Raw genomic sequence first — 16,599 nt, 5'->3', positions numbered from 1 at the left:
ATACTCGTTTTTTTGTCTTTAAAATATTTAAACAAACGGCATTTTATCAAGTAAAAAGATAGAAATAAAGGAGGATTCACATGTCTTTACAAGAGAAGTTAGAAACGCTAAAAGTTGCAACGTTAGCAAAAATTGAAGCAGTGAACGAATTAAATGCTTTAAACCAAATTCGTGTGGAAGTATTAGGGAAAAAAGGACCAATCACGGAAGTTTTACGAGGAATGAAAGATTTAAGTGCAGAAGAACGACCAAAAGTGGGTAGTTTTGCGAATGAAATTCGTGATTTATTGGTTGAAAAAATAGATGAAAAGAAAACGACTTTAGAAGCAGCAGCGTTATTGGTTGCTTTAGAAAAAGAAAGTATCGATGTAACGTTACCAGGTAAACAAATGCCTGTTGGGACGCGTCATGTGTTAACGAAAATTATGGAGGAAATTGAAGATATTTTCATCGGTATGGGTTATCAAGTGGTTGAAGGATTTGAAGTAGAAAAAGACCATTACAACTTTGAGCGAATGAATTTACCAAAAGACCATCCTGCTAGAGATATGCAAGATACCTTTTATATTTCAGAAGAAGTTTTAATTCGTACACATACTTCGCCCGTTCAAGCCAGAACAATGGAAAAACATGACTTTACAAAGGGGCCGCTTCGAATGATCTCACCAGGAAAAGTTTTCCGCCGTGATACCGACGACGCCACTCATAGCCATCAATTCCACCAAATTGAAGGATTAGTAATTGACAAAAATGTAACCATGGGTGATTTAAAAGGAACGTTAGAAAAATTAATGCAAAAAATGTTTGGCGCGGATCGTCAAATTCGTTTACGTCCTAGTTATTTCCCATTTACTGAGCCATCTGTTGAAGTAGACGTTAGTTGCTTTAAGTGTGGAGGTAGTGGTTGTAATGTTTGTAAACAAACCGGTTGGATTGAAATTTTAGGTGCTGGAATGGTACATCCGAACGTTTTAGAGATGTCTGGAATTGATTCAAGTGTTTATTCTGGTTTTGCTTTTGGTTTAGGGCCAGATCGAATCGCAATGTTACGCTATGGTGTCAATGATATTCGTAATTTCTATCTCAATGATATTCGTTTTATTCATCAATTTAAGGGGGAGTAAGGTAAATGTTCGTTTCATATAAATGGCTTAATGATTATTTAGATTTAAGTAAAGTAACACCAAAAGAATTAGGCGATACGATGTCCATTACTGGTATCGAAGTCGAAGGGATTGAAGTATTAGCAGAGGGATTAAAGAAAATTGTGGTTGGTGAAGTGATGGAGTGTGTCGATCATCCCGATTCAGACCACCTACATATTTGCCAAGTAAATATTGGGGAAGAAGAGTTAACGCAAATCGTTTGTGGTGCACCGAACGTGAAAGCAGGAATTAAAGTCATTGTAGCATTACCAGGCGCGCGAATTGCTGGGAATACTAAGATAAAAAAAGGCAAAATGCGTGGGGTTGTTTCAAATGGCATGATTTGTTCTTTACAAGAAATTGGCTATAGCGACTCAGTAATTCCAAAAGAGTATGCGGAAGGAATTCAATATTTACCTGAAGTAGCCGTTCCAGGAGAGGAAGTTTTCTCTTATTTAGATATGGACGATGCAATGATTGAGTTATCAATCACACCAAACCGAGCAGATGCGCTAAGTATGCGTGGCGTAGCTTATGAGGTTGGCGCGATTTATCGCCAAGTACCAAACTTCCATGATGAAGAATTAAATGAAGTCAATCGTTTAGCCGAAGATAAAATCAAAGTCTGTGTCGAAAATACAGATGATACACCGGCTTATCAAATTCGTATTATTGAAAATGTGAAAATCCAACCAAGTCCGCAATGGTTACAAAACCGTTTGATGAATGCGGGGATGCGTCCGATTAATAATGTGGTTGATGTGACGAACTATATTTTATTATTGTTTGGTCAACCGTTGCATGCGTTTGATTATAATCTGATTGGTAGTCAAGAAATTTTAGTTCGTCGAGCAAACGCAGCTGAAAAAATGACAACTCTTGATGGTGAAGAAAGAACGTTAACGCCTGAAAATATTGTTATTACCAACGGAGAAACACCGATTGCGCTTGCTGGTGTTATGGGTGGTTTAGATTCAGAAATTAACGAAAAAACGACTACCGTTGCGTTAGAGGCCGCCTTATTTGATCCGCTAATGATTCGTCGGACATCAAAACAATTTAATCTACGTAGCGAATCTTCTTCTCGCTTTGAAAAAGGTATTAATAAAGCAACCATTGGTCAAGCATGTGACGTCGCAGCAGCTATGATTGCGAAACTTGCTGGTGGAGAGGTTCTAACTGGCACCGTTGTTGGCTCAAAGGTAACCGCACAAGATGCGCATGTTGCCATCGCACTTGATAAAATTAATCGCTATTTAGGTACGACCCTTTCAGAAGAGGAAGTCAATGAAATTTTGACCGCTCTTGGTTTTGGATATGAAGTAACGAATGGGATGTATCAAATCACGGTTCCACCAAGACGTTGGGATATTCAAATTGAAGCCGATATTATCGAAGAAGTTGCTCGTATCTATGGTTATAATCGCTTGCCATCGACCCTTCCAAGTGGTGAAACAGTGGCTGGGGAATTAAGTAAAGGCCAAAAAATGGTTCGAAAAGTTCGTCACTTACTTGAAGGAAGTGGACTAAGTGAAGCGATTAGTTACGCGCTAACAACAGAGGAAAAAGCGGGACAATTTATGTTGACGCCAAGCTTGCCTACACGCTTAGATTGGCCGATGACGGAAGAACGTGCTGTTTTAAGAATGAACTTAGTAAGTGGGCTTTTGGATGATGTTGCTTATAACACCGCTCGTAAAAATCAACAAATTGCTTTTTATGAAATCGGGAATGTTTTTCATCAAGCCAGTCAGGCGAAAAATGAATTGCCAATTGAAGAAAATCATTTAGCTTTGGCTCTTTCTGGTGAATGGTTAGTCAAAGATTGGCAAGGCAAAGCGGAAAAAGTGAATTATTTCCATTTGAAAGGAATTTTAGATCACTTATTTGCAGGTTTAAGTTTATCATCGGAAATTACTTATCAGAGTAAAAATGACTTGAAAGAAATGCATCCAGGACAAACAGCTACGATTCATTTAGGTGATCAATGCATTGGTTTTGTTGGTCAGGTTCATCCAACAACCGCTAAAGCTTATGATATTGCGCAAACATTTGTAGCAGAAATTCATTTAGATGCTTTAATTGAAGCGCCAAGCACCTTTGTTTATGAAGCTGTTAGCAAATTCCCAAGTGTTTCACGTGATATTGCACTGCTTGTAAAAGATACGTTGGACCATCAAACAATTGTTCAAGGAATTAAACAAGCCGCAGGGAAGTTTTTAACGAATGTTACTATTTTTGACGTCTATCAAGGGGAAAATATTGAAGCAGGCTTTAAGTCGATGGCTTATAGTTTAACTTTTGCTAATCCGGAAGCGACTTTGACGGAAGAAGAAATTACTCGAGCAATGGAAAAAGTATCGAAATATTTAACAGAAGAACTAGCGGCTGTCATTCGATAAATAAAAAGTATTAGCTGTGTTGCATAGATAAAACCGTCACGAAATTTAATTTCATGACGGTTTTTAATTGATTTCATTTAGAAATATTGAATTCCCATCGCACGTTTAACTTCTGCTAAAGTTTCAGCCGCAACTTTTTCAGCTTCTAAGCTACCTTGACGTAAGATATCCATGACTGCTTGTGGATCTTTGGCAAACTCTTCACGACGCGCACGAATAGGAGCAAATTCAGCTTCTAACACATCGATTAGATAACGTTTAATTTTTACATCCCCTAAACCGCCTCGACGATAATGCGCTTTTAGTTCTTCAATATATGCTTTATCTTGTCCGAAAACATCTAAATAAGTAAAGACCATATTGCCTTCAACTTGGCCTGGATCAGCTACATGAATATGATTAGGGTCGGTATACATGCTCATCACTTTCTTTTTAAGTATATCCGCTGAATCGGCTAAATAAATGCCATTTCCTAGTGATTTACTCATTTTTCCTTGTCCATCAATTCCAGGTAGGCGGCCCATTCCTTTTGGCGGTAGCACGGCTTTTGGTTGCACTAAAACTTCCTTGTTATACGTCGAGTTAAAGCTGTGGACAATTTCTTGTGTTTGTTCTAACATTGGTTTTTGATCTTCACCAACAGGAACTAGGTTAGCTTTAAAAGCTGTAATATCTGCTGCTTGAGAGACAGGGTAAATAAAGAAGCCAGCAGGGACGCCTTCGCCAAAGTTTTTTTGTTCAATTTCTGTTTTAACAGTAGGGTTTCGACGAACGCGGGCAACACTTACTAAGTTCAAATAATACATCGTTAATTCTGCAAGTTGTGGAATTTGCGATTGAATAAACATCGTTGTTTTATTTGGATCAAGTCCGACTGCTAAATAGTCAAGTGCTACTTGTAAAACATTCGCGGAAACTTTTTCTGGATTTTTGGCATTATCAGTTAAGGCTTGCATATCGGCAACCATAACAAATAATTGATTGTTTTCTTCTTCTTGCATCGTTACACGTGTTTTTAAGGAACCAACATAATGACCTAAGTGTAATTGGCCTGTTGGGCGATCACCTGTTAAAATTGTATTCAAATTCTTCACCTTTTTCTTTCGTTCTCTGTCATATCTTACCTGTTTTTTAAGAAATAAACAATTGTCCAAAATGAATTTCTTAGCTTTTTTGCTTTTATTTTACGAATTGTTTTTAAAAACGTTAAATAAAAGGCAAAGAAATCAAAAGATGACTTGAAATAACGACTAAAAAAAGGGAAAATATAAAGAGATTGTAGTTAAGAAAATAAAGGAAGTTATCAAATGAAGAATACACAACCAATTGGCTTTATCGATTCAGGGGTTGGTGGCTTAACCGTTATCAAAGAAGCATTAAAGCAATTGCCAAATGAAAATATGATTTACCTTGGTGATACGGCTCGTTGTCCTTATGGGCCACGACCGGCGAAACAAGTCATTGATTATACTTGGGAGATGACGCGTTTTCTTTTAACAAAAGACATAAAAATGCTAGTCATTGCTTGTAATACGGCGACGGCGGTTGCTTTAGATGAAATTCGCCAACAGCTTTCGATTCCAGTCGTTGGTGTTATTTTACCAGGAACTCGGGCGGCGGTTAAAGCGTCAAAAAATCAACGGATTGGTATTATTGGCACAGTCGGTACAATTAATAGTGGTTCTTACGAAAAAGCCATCTATAGCCGAGTCCGTCAAGCTGATATTTATAGCTTGGCTTGTCCTAAATTTGTTCCACTCGTTGAAAGTAACCAAGCCCAATCGCCTATTGCTAAAAAAGTCGTTGCCGAAACGTTAAAACCGTTACAAAATAAAAAAATTGATACGCTCGTTTTAGGGTGTACCCATTATCCACTTTTACGCCCGATTATTCAAAATGTGATGGGAAAAGATGTTGAGTTAATTGACTCTGGTGCCGAAACAATTTCAGAAGTTAGTATGTTATTAGATTATTTTCAGTTAGCCAATTTAGAAGCAACCAATCCTGGAACGTTGGCTTGCTATACGACGGGTTCAACAAAAATGTTCAACGAGATTGCCAATGACTGGTTGCCCACTCAAACGGTTCAATCGATTCAAATACAGTTAGGAGAATAAAAAATGCGCTACGATGGTCGAAATCAAAATCAATTACGAAAAATCGAAATAAAAACACATGTCTTTAAACACCCAGAAGGTTCAGTTGTCGTTTCTTTTGGCGATACAATTGTTGCTTGTTCGGCGACGATAGAGCATTCTGTTCCACCTTTTTTACGAGACAGTGGGAGTGGTTGGGTGACTGCTGAATATAGCATGTTGCCACGTGCCACGAATACGCGGAATCGTCGTGAAAGCAGTAAAGGAAAACTAAGTGGGCGGACAATGGAAATTCAACGTTTGATTGGCCGTTCTTTACGTTCAGTCGTTGATCTGGATCTTTTAGGTGAAAGAAGCATTGTCGTTGACTGTGACGTGTTGCAAGCGGATGGGGGGACTCGAACAGCGAGCATTACCGGTGCATTCGTTGCTTTACGTTTGGCCATTGATAAATTACTTCAAACAAAAGAACTGACCGAAGACCCAATCAAAGAACACTTAGCAGCAATTAGTGTCGGTATTTTAGCTGATAATCAATGCGTGGCAGACTTAGATTACGAAGAAGATTCTCAAGCAAAAGTAGATATGAACTTGGTGATGACTGAAAGTGGCCGCTTTGTTGAAATTCAAGGGACGGGTGAAGAAAGCACGTTTGATGGTGCAGAATTAAATCAAATGTTGATCCTTGGTAAAAAAGCGATTGAAGAGCTAATTGAAAAACAAAAAGAGGCCTTATACGTCTCTTTACCAAAAGAGGTACAAACCGAGCGATTTGTTATGATTGCAACCGGTAACCAAGGGAAAGCAAAAGAGTTTGAACAAATGTTTGCACAAGCGGGCTATCAAATAAAAACATTAAAAGATTTTCCAGAAATTCCAGATGTGAAAGAAACAGGCAAAACTTTTGAAGAAAACGCACGTTTAAAAGCCGAGACGATTGCTAATTTATTGCAATGTCCTGTTTTAGCGGATGATTCAGGTTTAGAAGTGGATGCTTTAGGAGGATTGCCTGGTGTTTACTCTGCTCGCTTTGCTGGTGAACATAAAAGTGATGCTTCAAATAATGCCAAATTACTATATGAATTAACAGATGTGCCTGACGAAAAAAGAGGCGCCCAATTTCATTGTACTTTAGTTTTTGCCGCCCCTAAAAAAGAAAGCCTAGTCGTTGAGGCGAATTGGCGTGGCACAATCGGTCGTATTCCACAAGGAGAAAATGGTTTTGGTTATGACCCATTATTTATTGTGGATGGTTTAAATAAAACTTCCGCTGAACTAACGAGCGAAGAAAAAAACGCGCTTAGTCACCGAGGGCAAGCAATTCAAATGTTGCAAGAAAAATGGCAAGCGTGGCTAGAAGGAGAATAAAAATGAAATATTTAGTCGTTAGTGACAACCATGGGAAAAGAGCCGTATTAGAAAATTTATTTGCTCATTATAAAGATGAAGTAGATTACATGATTCATTGTGGCGATTCAGAATTTGATGCCGATGATCCACTTTGGCAAGGTGTTTTTGTTGTGACTGGCAATTGCGATTATGACAACAATTATCACCAAAACTTGGTAATTGAAACGCCACTTGATAAGATATTGGTTACACATGGTCATTTATATGATGTCCGTTTTGGTTTAAATCGCTTAAGTTTAAAAGCGCAAGAAGTAGGAGCTAACTTAACTTTATTTGGCCATACGCATCAAATTGCTTGTGAAAAATCGGGTGACTGCTTATTTTTAAACCCAGGTAGTATTGCTCAACCAAGAGGAACCATTTTAGAAAAAAGCTATTGTATTATTGAGAGCACCAAAGATGAATTTAATGTTCAGTATTTTCGAAATGATTTCACCAAAATTTCAAATTTATCTTTTATATTTAAGAAGTAAGTTAGGTACACTAAATTGGAGTGAGCGTTTTGATTGGAAAACACATTGAAGAAATTTTAAAAGAAAATGAAGAAACATTTATCGTTCCTGCTGACAACGTAGCAACCTTATTATACACACATCCCTTAGAACACGCGCTATTGATTCTTTCCACAGTTGGTTATGCAAAAATTCCTGTTTTGGATACCGATGACCGTTTAATTGGCTTAGTTAGTTTGGCAAATATTGTTGAAAAAATGATGGGGTTAACTGGATTTGACTATGGTTTGTTAAGTAACCTCACTGTGGCAGATGTTATGGAAGTAAACGTTCCAACCGTCCAACATTCAGAAGACTTAGAAGATATTTTACATTTACTCGTTGATGCTTCTTTCTTACCAGTGGTTGATGAGCAACAAATATTCCGAGGCATCATTACAAGAAAAGAAATTTTAAAATCGGTTAACCATCTCGTTCATGAAGTTGAAAAAAGATATACACTTGAACCAAAAGTTGCAATAAAAAATAAGTAAACGAAAGCCCTAGGAATCACCTAGGGCTTTTTGCTTGTTTATTTTAGCGTAATCGGACTACTTGGAATGGTGTATCCTGCATCTGTTAATTCTTGAATCGAAAGAGAAAGCAATTCTTGTTGGATTTTTAATTGCATGCCATTTTCAACGGTAAAATTTGTTCGAATAGCATAGTTGCTATTTCCTAAGTCAACTAACCCAAAAATAGCAGGAGGGGTTTTTAAGACTGACGCATAGTTTGTTTCGATTTTATCGTTCGCTTGTTGAATCGTCGCTTTTATTTGCTCCAAACCTTCAGTAGGGACAACGCGAACATCTACCACAACGCGGCGGTCCCCACGTGATGAGTTACTAACCGTAGTAATATTTCGATTCGGAATAAAGTGAATAATACCGTCTGCAGAGCGTAATTGTAGTGTTCTTAAACCGACAGAAATCACTGTTCCTTCAATGGCTAGATTTTTTAGTTCAATGTAATCACCAACGTCAATTTGTTGTTCAAAGATAATGAAAAAACCAGTAATAATATCGTTCGTAAATCCCTGTGCGCCTAAACCAATCGCTAAACCAACGATCCCAGCTCCGGCGAGTAAAGAGCTGACTGGGACGCCTAAAATGGATAAGAGGGCATAAATAAAGAAGAAGCCTAAAGTATAATGCGTCATATTTGTGACGAGTGCTTTTAAAGTTTTTAAGCGAACGGCCGATAATTTTGAACTTTGATTGTTTTTAAATGCTTGCTCTACTGTGAAGATGGCTAATTTTCGTAAAATTAAAAATAAAACAATTAAAAAAGCGATCGCCATGCTTTTTTGAATCATTAAACCAATCACTTCATCCCAATTAATATTTTCCCACCATCGTTGCAAGGCATTTAATTGTTTAGCCGCGGGTTCAATAATAGGGGTATGGTCGGCAGTCGTGCTTGTTGTTGCTGTTAAAAAATAAAACATCTTTTTTTCCTCCAAATTCTCAGTCTCTTTATTTTAACCATTTTGGTAGGAAAAGAGCAACTAATTTAAAAAAAAGCAGAAGAATCTAAGTTCTTCTACTTTTACAAGTTGATTATGAAAGATGAACGCCTTTATCAACGAAAATCACTTCGCCGATAATGCCGCTTGATAATGGACTAATTAAAAACGCACAAGTATTACCGACTTCTTCAATCGTTACACCAATATGATCTGGTGTTCGATCTTCTGAAAGTTGAATTAGTTTTTGGTAATCTTTTACGCCAGTGACTGCTAGTGTTTTTATGGCACCCGCTGAAATGCCATTGACGCGAATTTTTTGTGGTGAAAGCTCAGCAGCTAAATAACGAACGGCTGACTCAAGAGCAGCTTTGGCAATTCCCATCATGTTGTAGTTTGGAACGGCGCGTTCAGCTCCCAAGTATGATAAGGTAACAATGCCACTGTTTTCGGCTAAGATTGGTTTTGCAAAACGAGTCACCGCAATTAAAGAATAAGCACTGATGTCTTGCGCTAATGCATAACCATCGCGTGAAATTTCAGTTACTTGTCCTTGTAAATCTTCTTTATTAGCATAAGCGACGGCATGGACAACACCGTGAATTTCGCCGGCATAATTTTTAATTTCTTCGAAGGCTTTCGCAATGCTTTCATCGCTGGCAACGTCACATTCGACTAAAAATTCGTTTCCTTCAAGTAATTTTTCTAAAGGTTTCTTCATTCGCTCGCTTTGATAAGTGTAAATCACTTCTGCCCCTTGATTACGTAATGCTTGTGCGCATCCCCAAGCAATACTTCGTTTATTGGCTACACCCATAACGACGATTTTCTTTCCTGCTAAAAAACTCATATTTCCACTCCTTAAAAATGAATAAATAATATCAAATAATGATTCCTATGATTTCCTATTATTAGATAAAATTGTTTGATTGTCAAACTAAATATACTTTTTTTAATCTGAAGTTGCCAAAAAGATAAAAATATGATACTTTGATAATCAAAGTATTATATTTCTTTTAATTTCTTGAAAAGAGGGAACTCAATGAAAAAATTATTAACGGAAACAGAAGTAATGGATCTGATCCCAAACCGTTACCCAATTATCTATATTGATTATGTTGATGAAATTGAATCCGGTAAAAAAATTATTGCAACAAAAAATGTAACGATTAACGAAGATTTTTTCCAAGGGCATTTTCCAGGTAATCCGGTCATGCCAGGTGCGTTGATTTTAGAAACATTGGCACAAGCTGGTTCAATCTTAATTTTAAAATCAGAAGAATTTTTAGGCCGTACAGCTTACATTGGTGGGATTAACCGTGCAAAATTCCGTCAAAAGGTCGTGCCAGGTGATACGATGAAATTATCTTTTGAAATTATGAAAGTCAAAGGCTCTGTTGGGACAGCCGATGCGATTGCTACCGTTGAAGGCAAAGTTGTTGCGGAGTGCGAGTTTACTTTTATTGTGGGGGAGCAAAAGCAGGCAAATAAATAAACAAAAAAAGAGGCTGAACGTTAATAAAATAGCGTTCAGCCTTTTTTAATTATTTTGCTTCTTGCAATACTTTTGTTCCTGTAATGGTTACAGGGTCAACTGGTTTTGAAGCTTCTCCTTGGCTAGAGGCTTCAACTTCTGCTTGGGCGATTTTATCGACAATATCCATGCCTTCTGTTACTTGACCAAAGACCGTATAACTACCATCTAAGCTAGGAACCCCGCCTGTTTTATAAGCTTCAATGATTTTTTCTGGTGTAAACTGAATCGCTAAATTTTTTGAAGCATCTTCATCGTTTTGCACGATAAAAAATTGACTACCTTGACTATCTAAAGCACTGCTTCGCGCCATCGATAGTGCCCCGCGAATATGATACAGTTGGTTTGAAATTTCCACTTTAAATCCTTTACCCCAGATGCTTTCGCCACCAGTCCCATTGCCGTCAGGATCGCCTCCTTGGATCATGAAACCTTCAATGACACGATGAAAAGGCGTACCGTCATAGTAACCTTCTTTCGCATGCGTTACAAAGTTTTCAACGGCTTTGGGCGCAATTTCTGGGAAAAGTTTGACAGTGATATTTCCAGCAGTCGTTTCAATCTCAACGACGCTTTCATTTTCTTGAATCGCTGTTTCTAATTGTGGTAAAGCAATTTTACTTAAATCAACTTTTGATTCACTTGTAGAGGCCTCTTCTTTTTGAATATCGCCTTTTGCACTGACAGAACAAGCGGCAAGGGTAAAACTAGCCATGATTGCTAAAGTGAGTAAGAATCTATTCTTTTTTTTCATTTTTTGGATAATTCCTTTCTTTTTTCCTTTCATTATCTTATCAAAATTTGAATAAATTTGGTAGCGTTTGTTAAGAAAAGATAAAATGGTAAAATTAGATATGATTTGTTATAATGAATGCGGTTTAATAATTAATTAGAATCCATAGGGGGAATTTTTAGTGGGAAAATTAGGTATTTCAATTTATCCAGAGCGCTCAACATTTGAAAAGGACAAAGCTTACTTAGATTTAGCGCATCAATATGGCTTTAAACGCGTATTTACGAGTTTATTACAAATTACGGAAGACAAAGATAAAGTATTGGCAGAATTCAAGCAAGTCGTTGATTACGCGAATTCTTTAGATATGGAAGTAATGGTTGACATTAACCCAGCCTTATTCTCACAATTGGGGATTTCGTATGATGATTTGTCTTTCTTTGATGAAATGGGTGCGTATGGCGTACGATTAGACTTAGGATTTACAGGGGCAGAAGAAGCTAAGATGACGCGGAACCCTTATAATATTAAAGTTGAAATTAACATGAGCCAAGGAACCAGTTATGTTGATAATATTATGGCTTATTCACCAAATACGAGTAACTTACTAGGATCACATAATTTTTATCCACATCGCTACACAGGGTTAGAGTACAATCATTTTGTTGCTTGTTCTGAAAAATTCAGAAAATATAATCTAAATACAATGGCTTTCGTGAACTCGCATGCCGCAACGTTTGGACCTTGGCCAACTCAAGATGGGCTTTGTACTTTAGAAGATCATCGCGAACTTGAAATTGCGACTCAAGTGAAGCATTTATTATTGACTGGCTTAATTGATGATATTTCAATTGGTAACGCTTATGCCTCAGAAGAGGAACTAAAAGCAATGGCAGAAGCTTTTTACTCACCATACCCTCAAATTAAAGTCGTTCCAGGAAAAGCAATTACTGAAAACGAGCGTGTTTGTTTATTTGACCATTTACATAGTTACCGTGGGGATCGCTCTGCTTACATGTTGCGTTCGACTATGACACGTGTCATTTACAAAGACAAAGAATTCCCAGCCCATAGCACACACGATATTGTTCGCGGGGATGTTTTAATTGATAACGTCGGTTACGGCCAATACAAAGGTGAAACGCAAATTGCCTTGAAATCAATGAAGAATGACGGCCGCGTGAACGTAGTTGGGCGTATTTCAGAAGATGAATTATTCTTATTGGAATTTTTAAAACCGTGGTCAAGCTTTAAATTAATTGAAGCAAAATAATTTTCTAAGCATAAAAGACGTCTGAGAATCTCAGGCGTTTTTATTTTATCGCGATTGTTATGGTCAAATAACCATTATTGGCTAGAGTGTTTTATCAAAGCATTTATCAAGAGAGTGAAAAGATAACAGCTTACCTGCTTTTATATTATGTAAACAAATGATTTTTGGTAATTTTTGATAAAACTTTTGAAAATCCATTTGAAATGATAGACAAATCTAGCTTTGGTGGGTACAATAGATAAGACTTTTGTGCTGAATGTTAAGTAGTAAATAGATAGGAGGACAAAATAATGTCCATGTTTTTAGATGAAGTAATAATCGATGTGAAGGCCGGAAAAGGCGGCGACGGAATGGTTGCTTTTCGCAGAGAGAAGTATGTACCAGATGGCGGTCCAGCTGGTGGTGATGGAGGAAAAGGTGGTTCGGTTGTCTTAATCGTTGATGAGGGCTTACGAACATTAATGGATTTTCGTTTTAATCGTCATTTTCGAGCACAACCAGGGGAAAACGGGATGAGTAAAGGGATGCATGGCCGTGGCTCTGAAGATACGTATATCAAAGTCCCTGAAGGAACGACGGTTCGCGATGCCGATACGGGTGTCTTATTAGGCGATTTAATTGAACACGGACAAACGCTAGTAATCGCAAAAGGCGGTCGAGGTGGTCGGGGGAATATTCGTTTTGCTTCGCCAAAAAATCCAGCACCCGAACTTGCTGAAAATGGCGAGCCCGGACAAGAGCGTCGCATTAATTTGGAACTAAAAGTTTTAGCTGATGTTGGTTTAGTCGGGTTTCCTTCTGTTGGTAAATCAACTATTTTATCGGTAATTTCTTCGGCGCGACCTAAAATTGGCGCGTACCATTTTACAACCTTAGTTCCAAACTTAGGCATGGTTCATCTTCCAGATGGCCGAAGCTTTGTCGCGGCAGATTTACCTGGATTAATTGAAGGGGCTTCTCAAGGCGTTGGTTTAGGGACACAATTTTTACGTCATATTGAACGAACACGTGTCATTTTACATGTGATTGATATGAGTGGGATGGAAGGTCGAGATCCTTATGAAGATTATTTAGCTATTAATCACGAACTAGCCTCTCATAACTTACGTTTAATGGAACGTCCTCAAATTATTGTAGCAAATAAAATGGATATGCCAGATTCAGAAGAAAACTTAAAATTGTTTAAAGAACAATTGGCAAAAGAACAAGTTGATGAATTCGCAGAGCCAATCCCTGTTTTTCCAATCTCAGGGGTAACAAGAAAAGGAATGGATGCCTTAATGAGTGCAACGGCTGATTTACTTGAAGTAACAGACGAATTCTTATTATACGAAGACGAACCTAGAGAAGAAGAAGTAGTTGAGTATAACTTTGTAGCAGACGAACCAGAATTTGAAATTAACCGTGACCCGGATGCGACATGGATCTTATCTGGTGATAAATTAGAAAAACTTTTCCAAATGACCAACTTTGCGCATGACGAAACGATTATGCGTTTTGCTCGTCAGTTGCGAACAATGGGGGTTGACGAAGCTTTACGTGCGCGTGGAGCCAAAGACGGCGATATTGTTCGTATTGGTGAATTTGAATTTGAGTTTGTGGAATAATAGTCAAAAAGTTGCGAAAGATCAAATGCTTTTGCAACTTTTTTTATAAAAAACGGGTGAAACCATATGTTTTTTTTCGATTAATTGGTAAAATTAAAGAAAAGAACAAACGGAGGGATTCAAATGCCAAAACGAGTGATTGTAATTAATTTTACTGAAAATGCAAAAGCTTACCAAGCGTTTTCAGAAGTCAAAAGAGCCCATTTATCTGGAAAAATCAGAGGCGAGCAAATGGCTGTTGTTACCCATTCTGCTGAAGGTGCACACCATTTTAAAGTGGAAGATTTTCTTGATTTCACCGGGAATAATAAGACCTCTCGCGGCGGAATGATTGGCATGCTTGTTGGTATTTTAGGTGGCCCTTTAGGAATCTTGCTTGGTTGGTTTGGTGGAAGTATGATTGGTGCCAGTCAAGATGCGCAAGAAGTAAGAAAAGCCAATACTATTTTTGAGTTATTAAGTAAAAATATTGGTGAAGGTCAAACAGGCTTAATTTTAATTGCTTTTGAAGAGGATAACCGAATCTTAAATGAGATCATCATGTATGAGTTAGGTGGCATCATTCATCGTTTTGACTACGATGAAGTGGAAGAAGAGCTTCAAAAAGCGCAACAAGTGGAACAAGTAACAAAAGAAAATGCGCAAAAAAACTGGGAAGAAAATCACCCAGAAGAAAAATAGTTGAGAGAAAGTTAGGTCGATATGGAATTAGAATTTTTAGGTACCGGCGCAGGCGTTCCAGCCAAGCACCGAAACGTTAGTGGCATAGCACTAAAATTATTAGATGAACGAAATGCCATTTGGCTTTTTGATTGCGGTGAAGGCACGCAACTTCAAATTTTAAGAAGTAATATTCGCCCAAGAAAAATTGAGAAAATCTTTATTACGCATCTGCATGGGGATCATATTTTTGGGTTGCCGGGCTTAATTAGTAGCCGATCTTTCCAAGGTGGCGACGAAGCTCTTGAAATCTATGGACCAAAAGGAATTGAAGAGTGGGTCCGAACGACTTTACGTATTTCCAAAACACATTTGAGCTATCCGCTTCGTTTTTTTGAAATTAAAGAAGAGGGGATCATTTTTGCAGACAAACAATTTAAAGTTTCTTGTAAAAAATTAGACCACGGCATTGAAAGTTTTGGCTATCGAATTGAAGAAGCCGATCATGTAGGAGAATTGCAGGTCGATCGCTTAATGGCAATGGGATTAAAACCAGGGCCTTTATTTGGGGAGATTAAAAAAGGTAAGATGGTTACGTTACCAAATGGTCAACAAGTGAATGGTCGCGATTTTATTGGCGAAACGATTAAAGGCCGAATTGTTACAATTTTAGGTGATACTAGAAAAACAGTTCAATCCGTTGAGCTTGCCCGTAATGCCGATATTTTGGTTCATGAAAGCACCTTTAATAAGGATGAAGCGAAACTTGCCAAAGCCTATTTTCATTCAACAACGCAACAAGCGGCTGAAGTTGCAAAAGCGGCACAAGTTAAAAAATTAATTTTAACGCATATTAGTGCTCGCTACTTAGGTAAAGATATTTCTGATTTAGCAAATGAAGCCAAAGAGGTTTTTGAAAATGTTCGAATTGCCAAGGATTTCGATTGTTTTGAAATCCCCTTAAAAAAGGAGGCGCTCGATGAAACTAAAACATAAAGTCGTTGTGGTGACTGGCGGAAGTACTGGGTTAGGTGAGGCAATTTGTTATGAAGCAGCCAAACAAGGAGCCATAGTGATTGTTTGTGCTCGGCGGAAAGAACAGATTGAAAAAGTAAGTCAAAAATGCCAACAGTTAAGCGGTCAACCTTCCTTTGCTTTTTTAGTTGACGTTTCGGTCCCAGAAAGTATCGAAGACTTGGTAGTTAAAATTAATCAAGCAGTAGACAATGTTGATATTTTAGTTAACAATGCCGGGTTTGGCGTGTTTGAGGAATTTCTTTCTTTTGATTTAGAGCAAGCACGCCAAATGTTTGAAGTGAATTTTTTTGGAATGTTATATTTAACTCAGGCTCTTGCAATCGGGATGGTTGAAAAAAAACAAGGACACATTATCAATATCGCTTCCATGGCGGGTAAAATGGCGACACCCAAGTCGACCGTTTATTCGGCAACAAAATTTGCGGTTTTAGGTTTTTCAAATGCCTTACGTCTGGAATTAAAACCTCACCATGTACAAGTGACAACGGTTAATCCTGGTCCAATTAAAACAACCTTTTTTGACCAAGCCGATCCATCTGGCGAATATTTGGACAAAATCGATTGGTTTGTTTTGGATCCACAAAAATTAGCCAAATTAATTGTTAATAACATGATCCGACCAAAGCGTGAAATTAATCGACCATATGCGATGTCATTTGCTGCACGGTGTTATGATTTATTTCCAACAATTGGCGACTATTTAGCTGGTGGTATTTTTAATAAAAAGTAAAATTGAGGAGAATCC

At 37.8% G+C, this 16,599-nt stretch carries 16 protein-coding genes; 12 read left to right on the top strand and 4 right to left on the bottom strand.

The features are described from left to right. Window positions 1–80: 80 nt before the first annotated feature. Both pheS and pheT read left to right on the top strand, forming a co-directional pair. Window positions 81–1,124 carry a phenylalanine--tRNA ligase subunit alpha gene (gene pheS / locus JOD14_RS06815; RefSeq protein ID WP_204654092.1) on the top strand — a complete coding sequence of 348 codons (1,044 nt, stop codon included), beginning with the start codon at window positions 81–83 and terminating at the stop codon, window positions 1,122–1,124. 5 nt (window positions 1,125–1,129) lie between these two features. Beyond that, a complete protein-coding gene (gene pheT, locus JOD14_RS06810) occupies window positions 1,130–3,547 on the top strand; it encodes a phenylalanine--tRNA ligase subunit beta (protein WP_204654091.1) in 2,418 nt (805 codons plus the stop codon). 77 nt (window positions 3,548–3,624) lie between these two features. Here the strand turns inward: pheT and trpS are convergent, their stop codons facing one another. Beyond that, window positions 3,625–4,632 carry a tryptophan--tRNA ligase gene (gene trpS, locus JOD14_RS06805; protein ID WP_239576124.1) on the bottom strand — a complete coding sequence of 336 codons (1,008 nt, stop codon included), beginning with the start codon at window positions 4,630–4,632 and terminating at the stop codon, window positions 3,625–3,627. 222 nt (window positions 4,633–4,854) lie between these two features. Here trpS and racE point away from each other — a divergent pair, with 222 nt between their 5' ends. The 4 genes from racE to cbpB are packed head-to-tail and all read left to right on the top strand — an operon-like array spanning window position 4,855 to window position 8,038. Beyond that, on the top strand, window positions 4,855–5,664 hold the full coding sequence (gene racE / locus JOD14_RS06800; RefSeq protein WP_204654089.1) for a glutamate racemase: 810 nt from the start codon (window positions 4,855–4,857) through the stop codon (window positions 5,662–5,664). Between the two features lie 3 nt (window positions 5,665–5,667). Next, a complete protein-coding gene (gene rph / locus JOD14_RS06795) occupies window positions 5,668–7,011 on the top strand; it encodes a ribonuclease PH (protein WP_204654088.1) in 1,344 nt (447 codons plus the stop codon). Window positions 7,012–7,013: 2 nt separating this feature from the next. Next, window positions 7,014–7,526 carry a metallophosphoesterase gene (locus JOD14_RS06790; protein ID WP_204654087.1) on the top strand — a complete coding sequence of 171 codons (513 nt, stop codon included), beginning with the start codon at window positions 7,014–7,016 and terminating at the stop codon, window positions 7,524–7,526. A 29-nt stretch (window positions 7,527–7,555) separates the two neighbouring features. Beyond that, window positions 7,556–8,038, top strand: coding sequence for a cyclic-di-AMP-binding protein CbpB (gene cbpB, locus JOD14_RS06785; RefSeq protein WP_204654086.1), 483 nt, complete (start codon window positions 7,556–7,558; stop codon window positions 8,036–8,038). A 38-nt stretch (window positions 8,039–8,076) separates the two neighbouring features. Here cbpB and JOD14_RS06780 read toward each other — a convergent pair whose 3' ends face one another. Together JOD14_RS06780 and fabI are read right to left on the bottom strand one after the other, a co-directional pair. After that, window positions 8,077–8,991, bottom strand: coding sequence for a mechanosensitive ion channel family protein (locus tag JOD14_RS06780; protein ID WP_204654085.1), 915 nt, complete (start codon window positions 8,989–8,991; stop codon window positions 8,077–8,079). Window positions 8,992–9,103: 112 nt separating this feature from the next. Then, complete coding sequence (gene fabI / locus JOD14_RS06775) at window positions 9,104–9,859, bottom strand: enoyl-ACP reductase FabI (protein ID WP_204654084.1); 756 nt, start codon at window positions 9,857–9,859, stop codon at window positions 9,104–9,106. Window positions 9,860–10,051: 192 nt separating this feature from the next. On the opposite strand from fabI, the gene fabZ reads away from it, so the two are divergent. Beyond that, window positions 10,052–10,504: a 3-hydroxyacyl-ACP dehydratase FabZ gene (gene fabZ, locus JOD14_RS06770; protein WP_204654083.1), complete on the top strand. Its 453-nt coding sequence runs from the start codon at window positions 10,052–10,054 to the stop codon at window positions 10,502–10,504. Between the two features lie 49 nt (window positions 10,505–10,553). On the opposite strand, the gene JOD14_RS06765 is transcribed toward fabZ, so the two are convergent. Further along, a complete protein-coding gene (locus tag JOD14_RS06765; protein WP_204654082.1) occupies window positions 10,554–11,297 on the bottom strand; it encodes a peptidylprolyl isomerase in 744 nt (247 codons plus the stop codon). A 160-nt stretch (window positions 11,298–11,457) separates the two neighbouring features. Here JOD14_RS06765 and JOD14_RS06760 point away from each other — a divergent pair, with 160 nt between their 5' ends. The 5 genes from JOD14_RS06760 to JOD14_RS06740 all read left to right on the top strand — a co-directional run bounded on the left by JOD14_RS06760 (window position 11,458) and on the right by JOD14_RS06740 (window position 16,584). Continuing rightward, the gene (locus tag JOD14_RS06760; RefSeq protein WP_204654081.1) at window positions 11,458–12,549 is read left to right on the top strand and encodes a MupG family TIM beta-alpha barrel fold protein; all 1,092 of its coding nucleotides are present in this window, start codon (window positions 11,458–11,460) and stop codon (window positions 12,547–12,549) included. A 290-nt stretch (window positions 12,550–12,839) separates the two neighbouring features. Further along, window positions 12,840–14,156 carry a GTPase ObgE gene (gene obgE, locus JOD14_RS06755; protein WP_204654080.1) on the top strand — a complete coding sequence of 439 codons (1,317 nt, stop codon included), beginning with the start codon at window positions 12,840–12,842 and terminating at the stop codon, window positions 14,154–14,156. Window positions 14,157–14,279: 123 nt separating this feature from the next. Further along, complete coding sequence (locus tag JOD14_RS06750) at window positions 14,280–14,837, top strand: DUF1269 domain-containing protein (protein WP_204654079.1); 558 nt, start codon at window positions 14,280–14,282, stop codon at window positions 14,835–14,837. A 21-nt stretch (window positions 14,838–14,858) separates the two neighbouring features. Beyond that, window positions 14,859–15,812: a ribonuclease Z gene (rnz, locus tag JOD14_RS06745; protein WP_204654078.1), complete on the top strand. Its 954-nt coding sequence runs from the start codon at window positions 14,859–14,861 to the stop codon at window positions 15,810–15,812. Then, window positions 15,796–16,584 carry an SDR family NAD(P)-dependent oxidoreductase gene (locus JOD14_RS06740; protein ID WP_204654077.1) on the top strand — a complete coding sequence of 263 codons (789 nt, stop codon included), beginning with the start codon at window positions 15,796–15,798 and terminating at the stop codon, window positions 16,582–16,584. The genes rnz and JOD14_RS06740 overlap by 17 nt, the downstream gene beginning before the upstream one ends. Window positions 16,585–16,599 lie beyond the last annotated feature (15 nt).

Origin of the sequence: Enterococcus lemanii (assembly GCF_016909125.1) — a bacterium.
Classification (GTDB): domain Bacteria; phylum Bacillota; class Bacilli; order Lactobacillales; family Enterococcaceae; genus Enterococcus_I; species Enterococcus_I lemanii.
The sequence above is the reverse complement of the archived record's forward strand: the minus strand, read 5'-3'. Positions and strand labels throughout refer to the sequence as shown.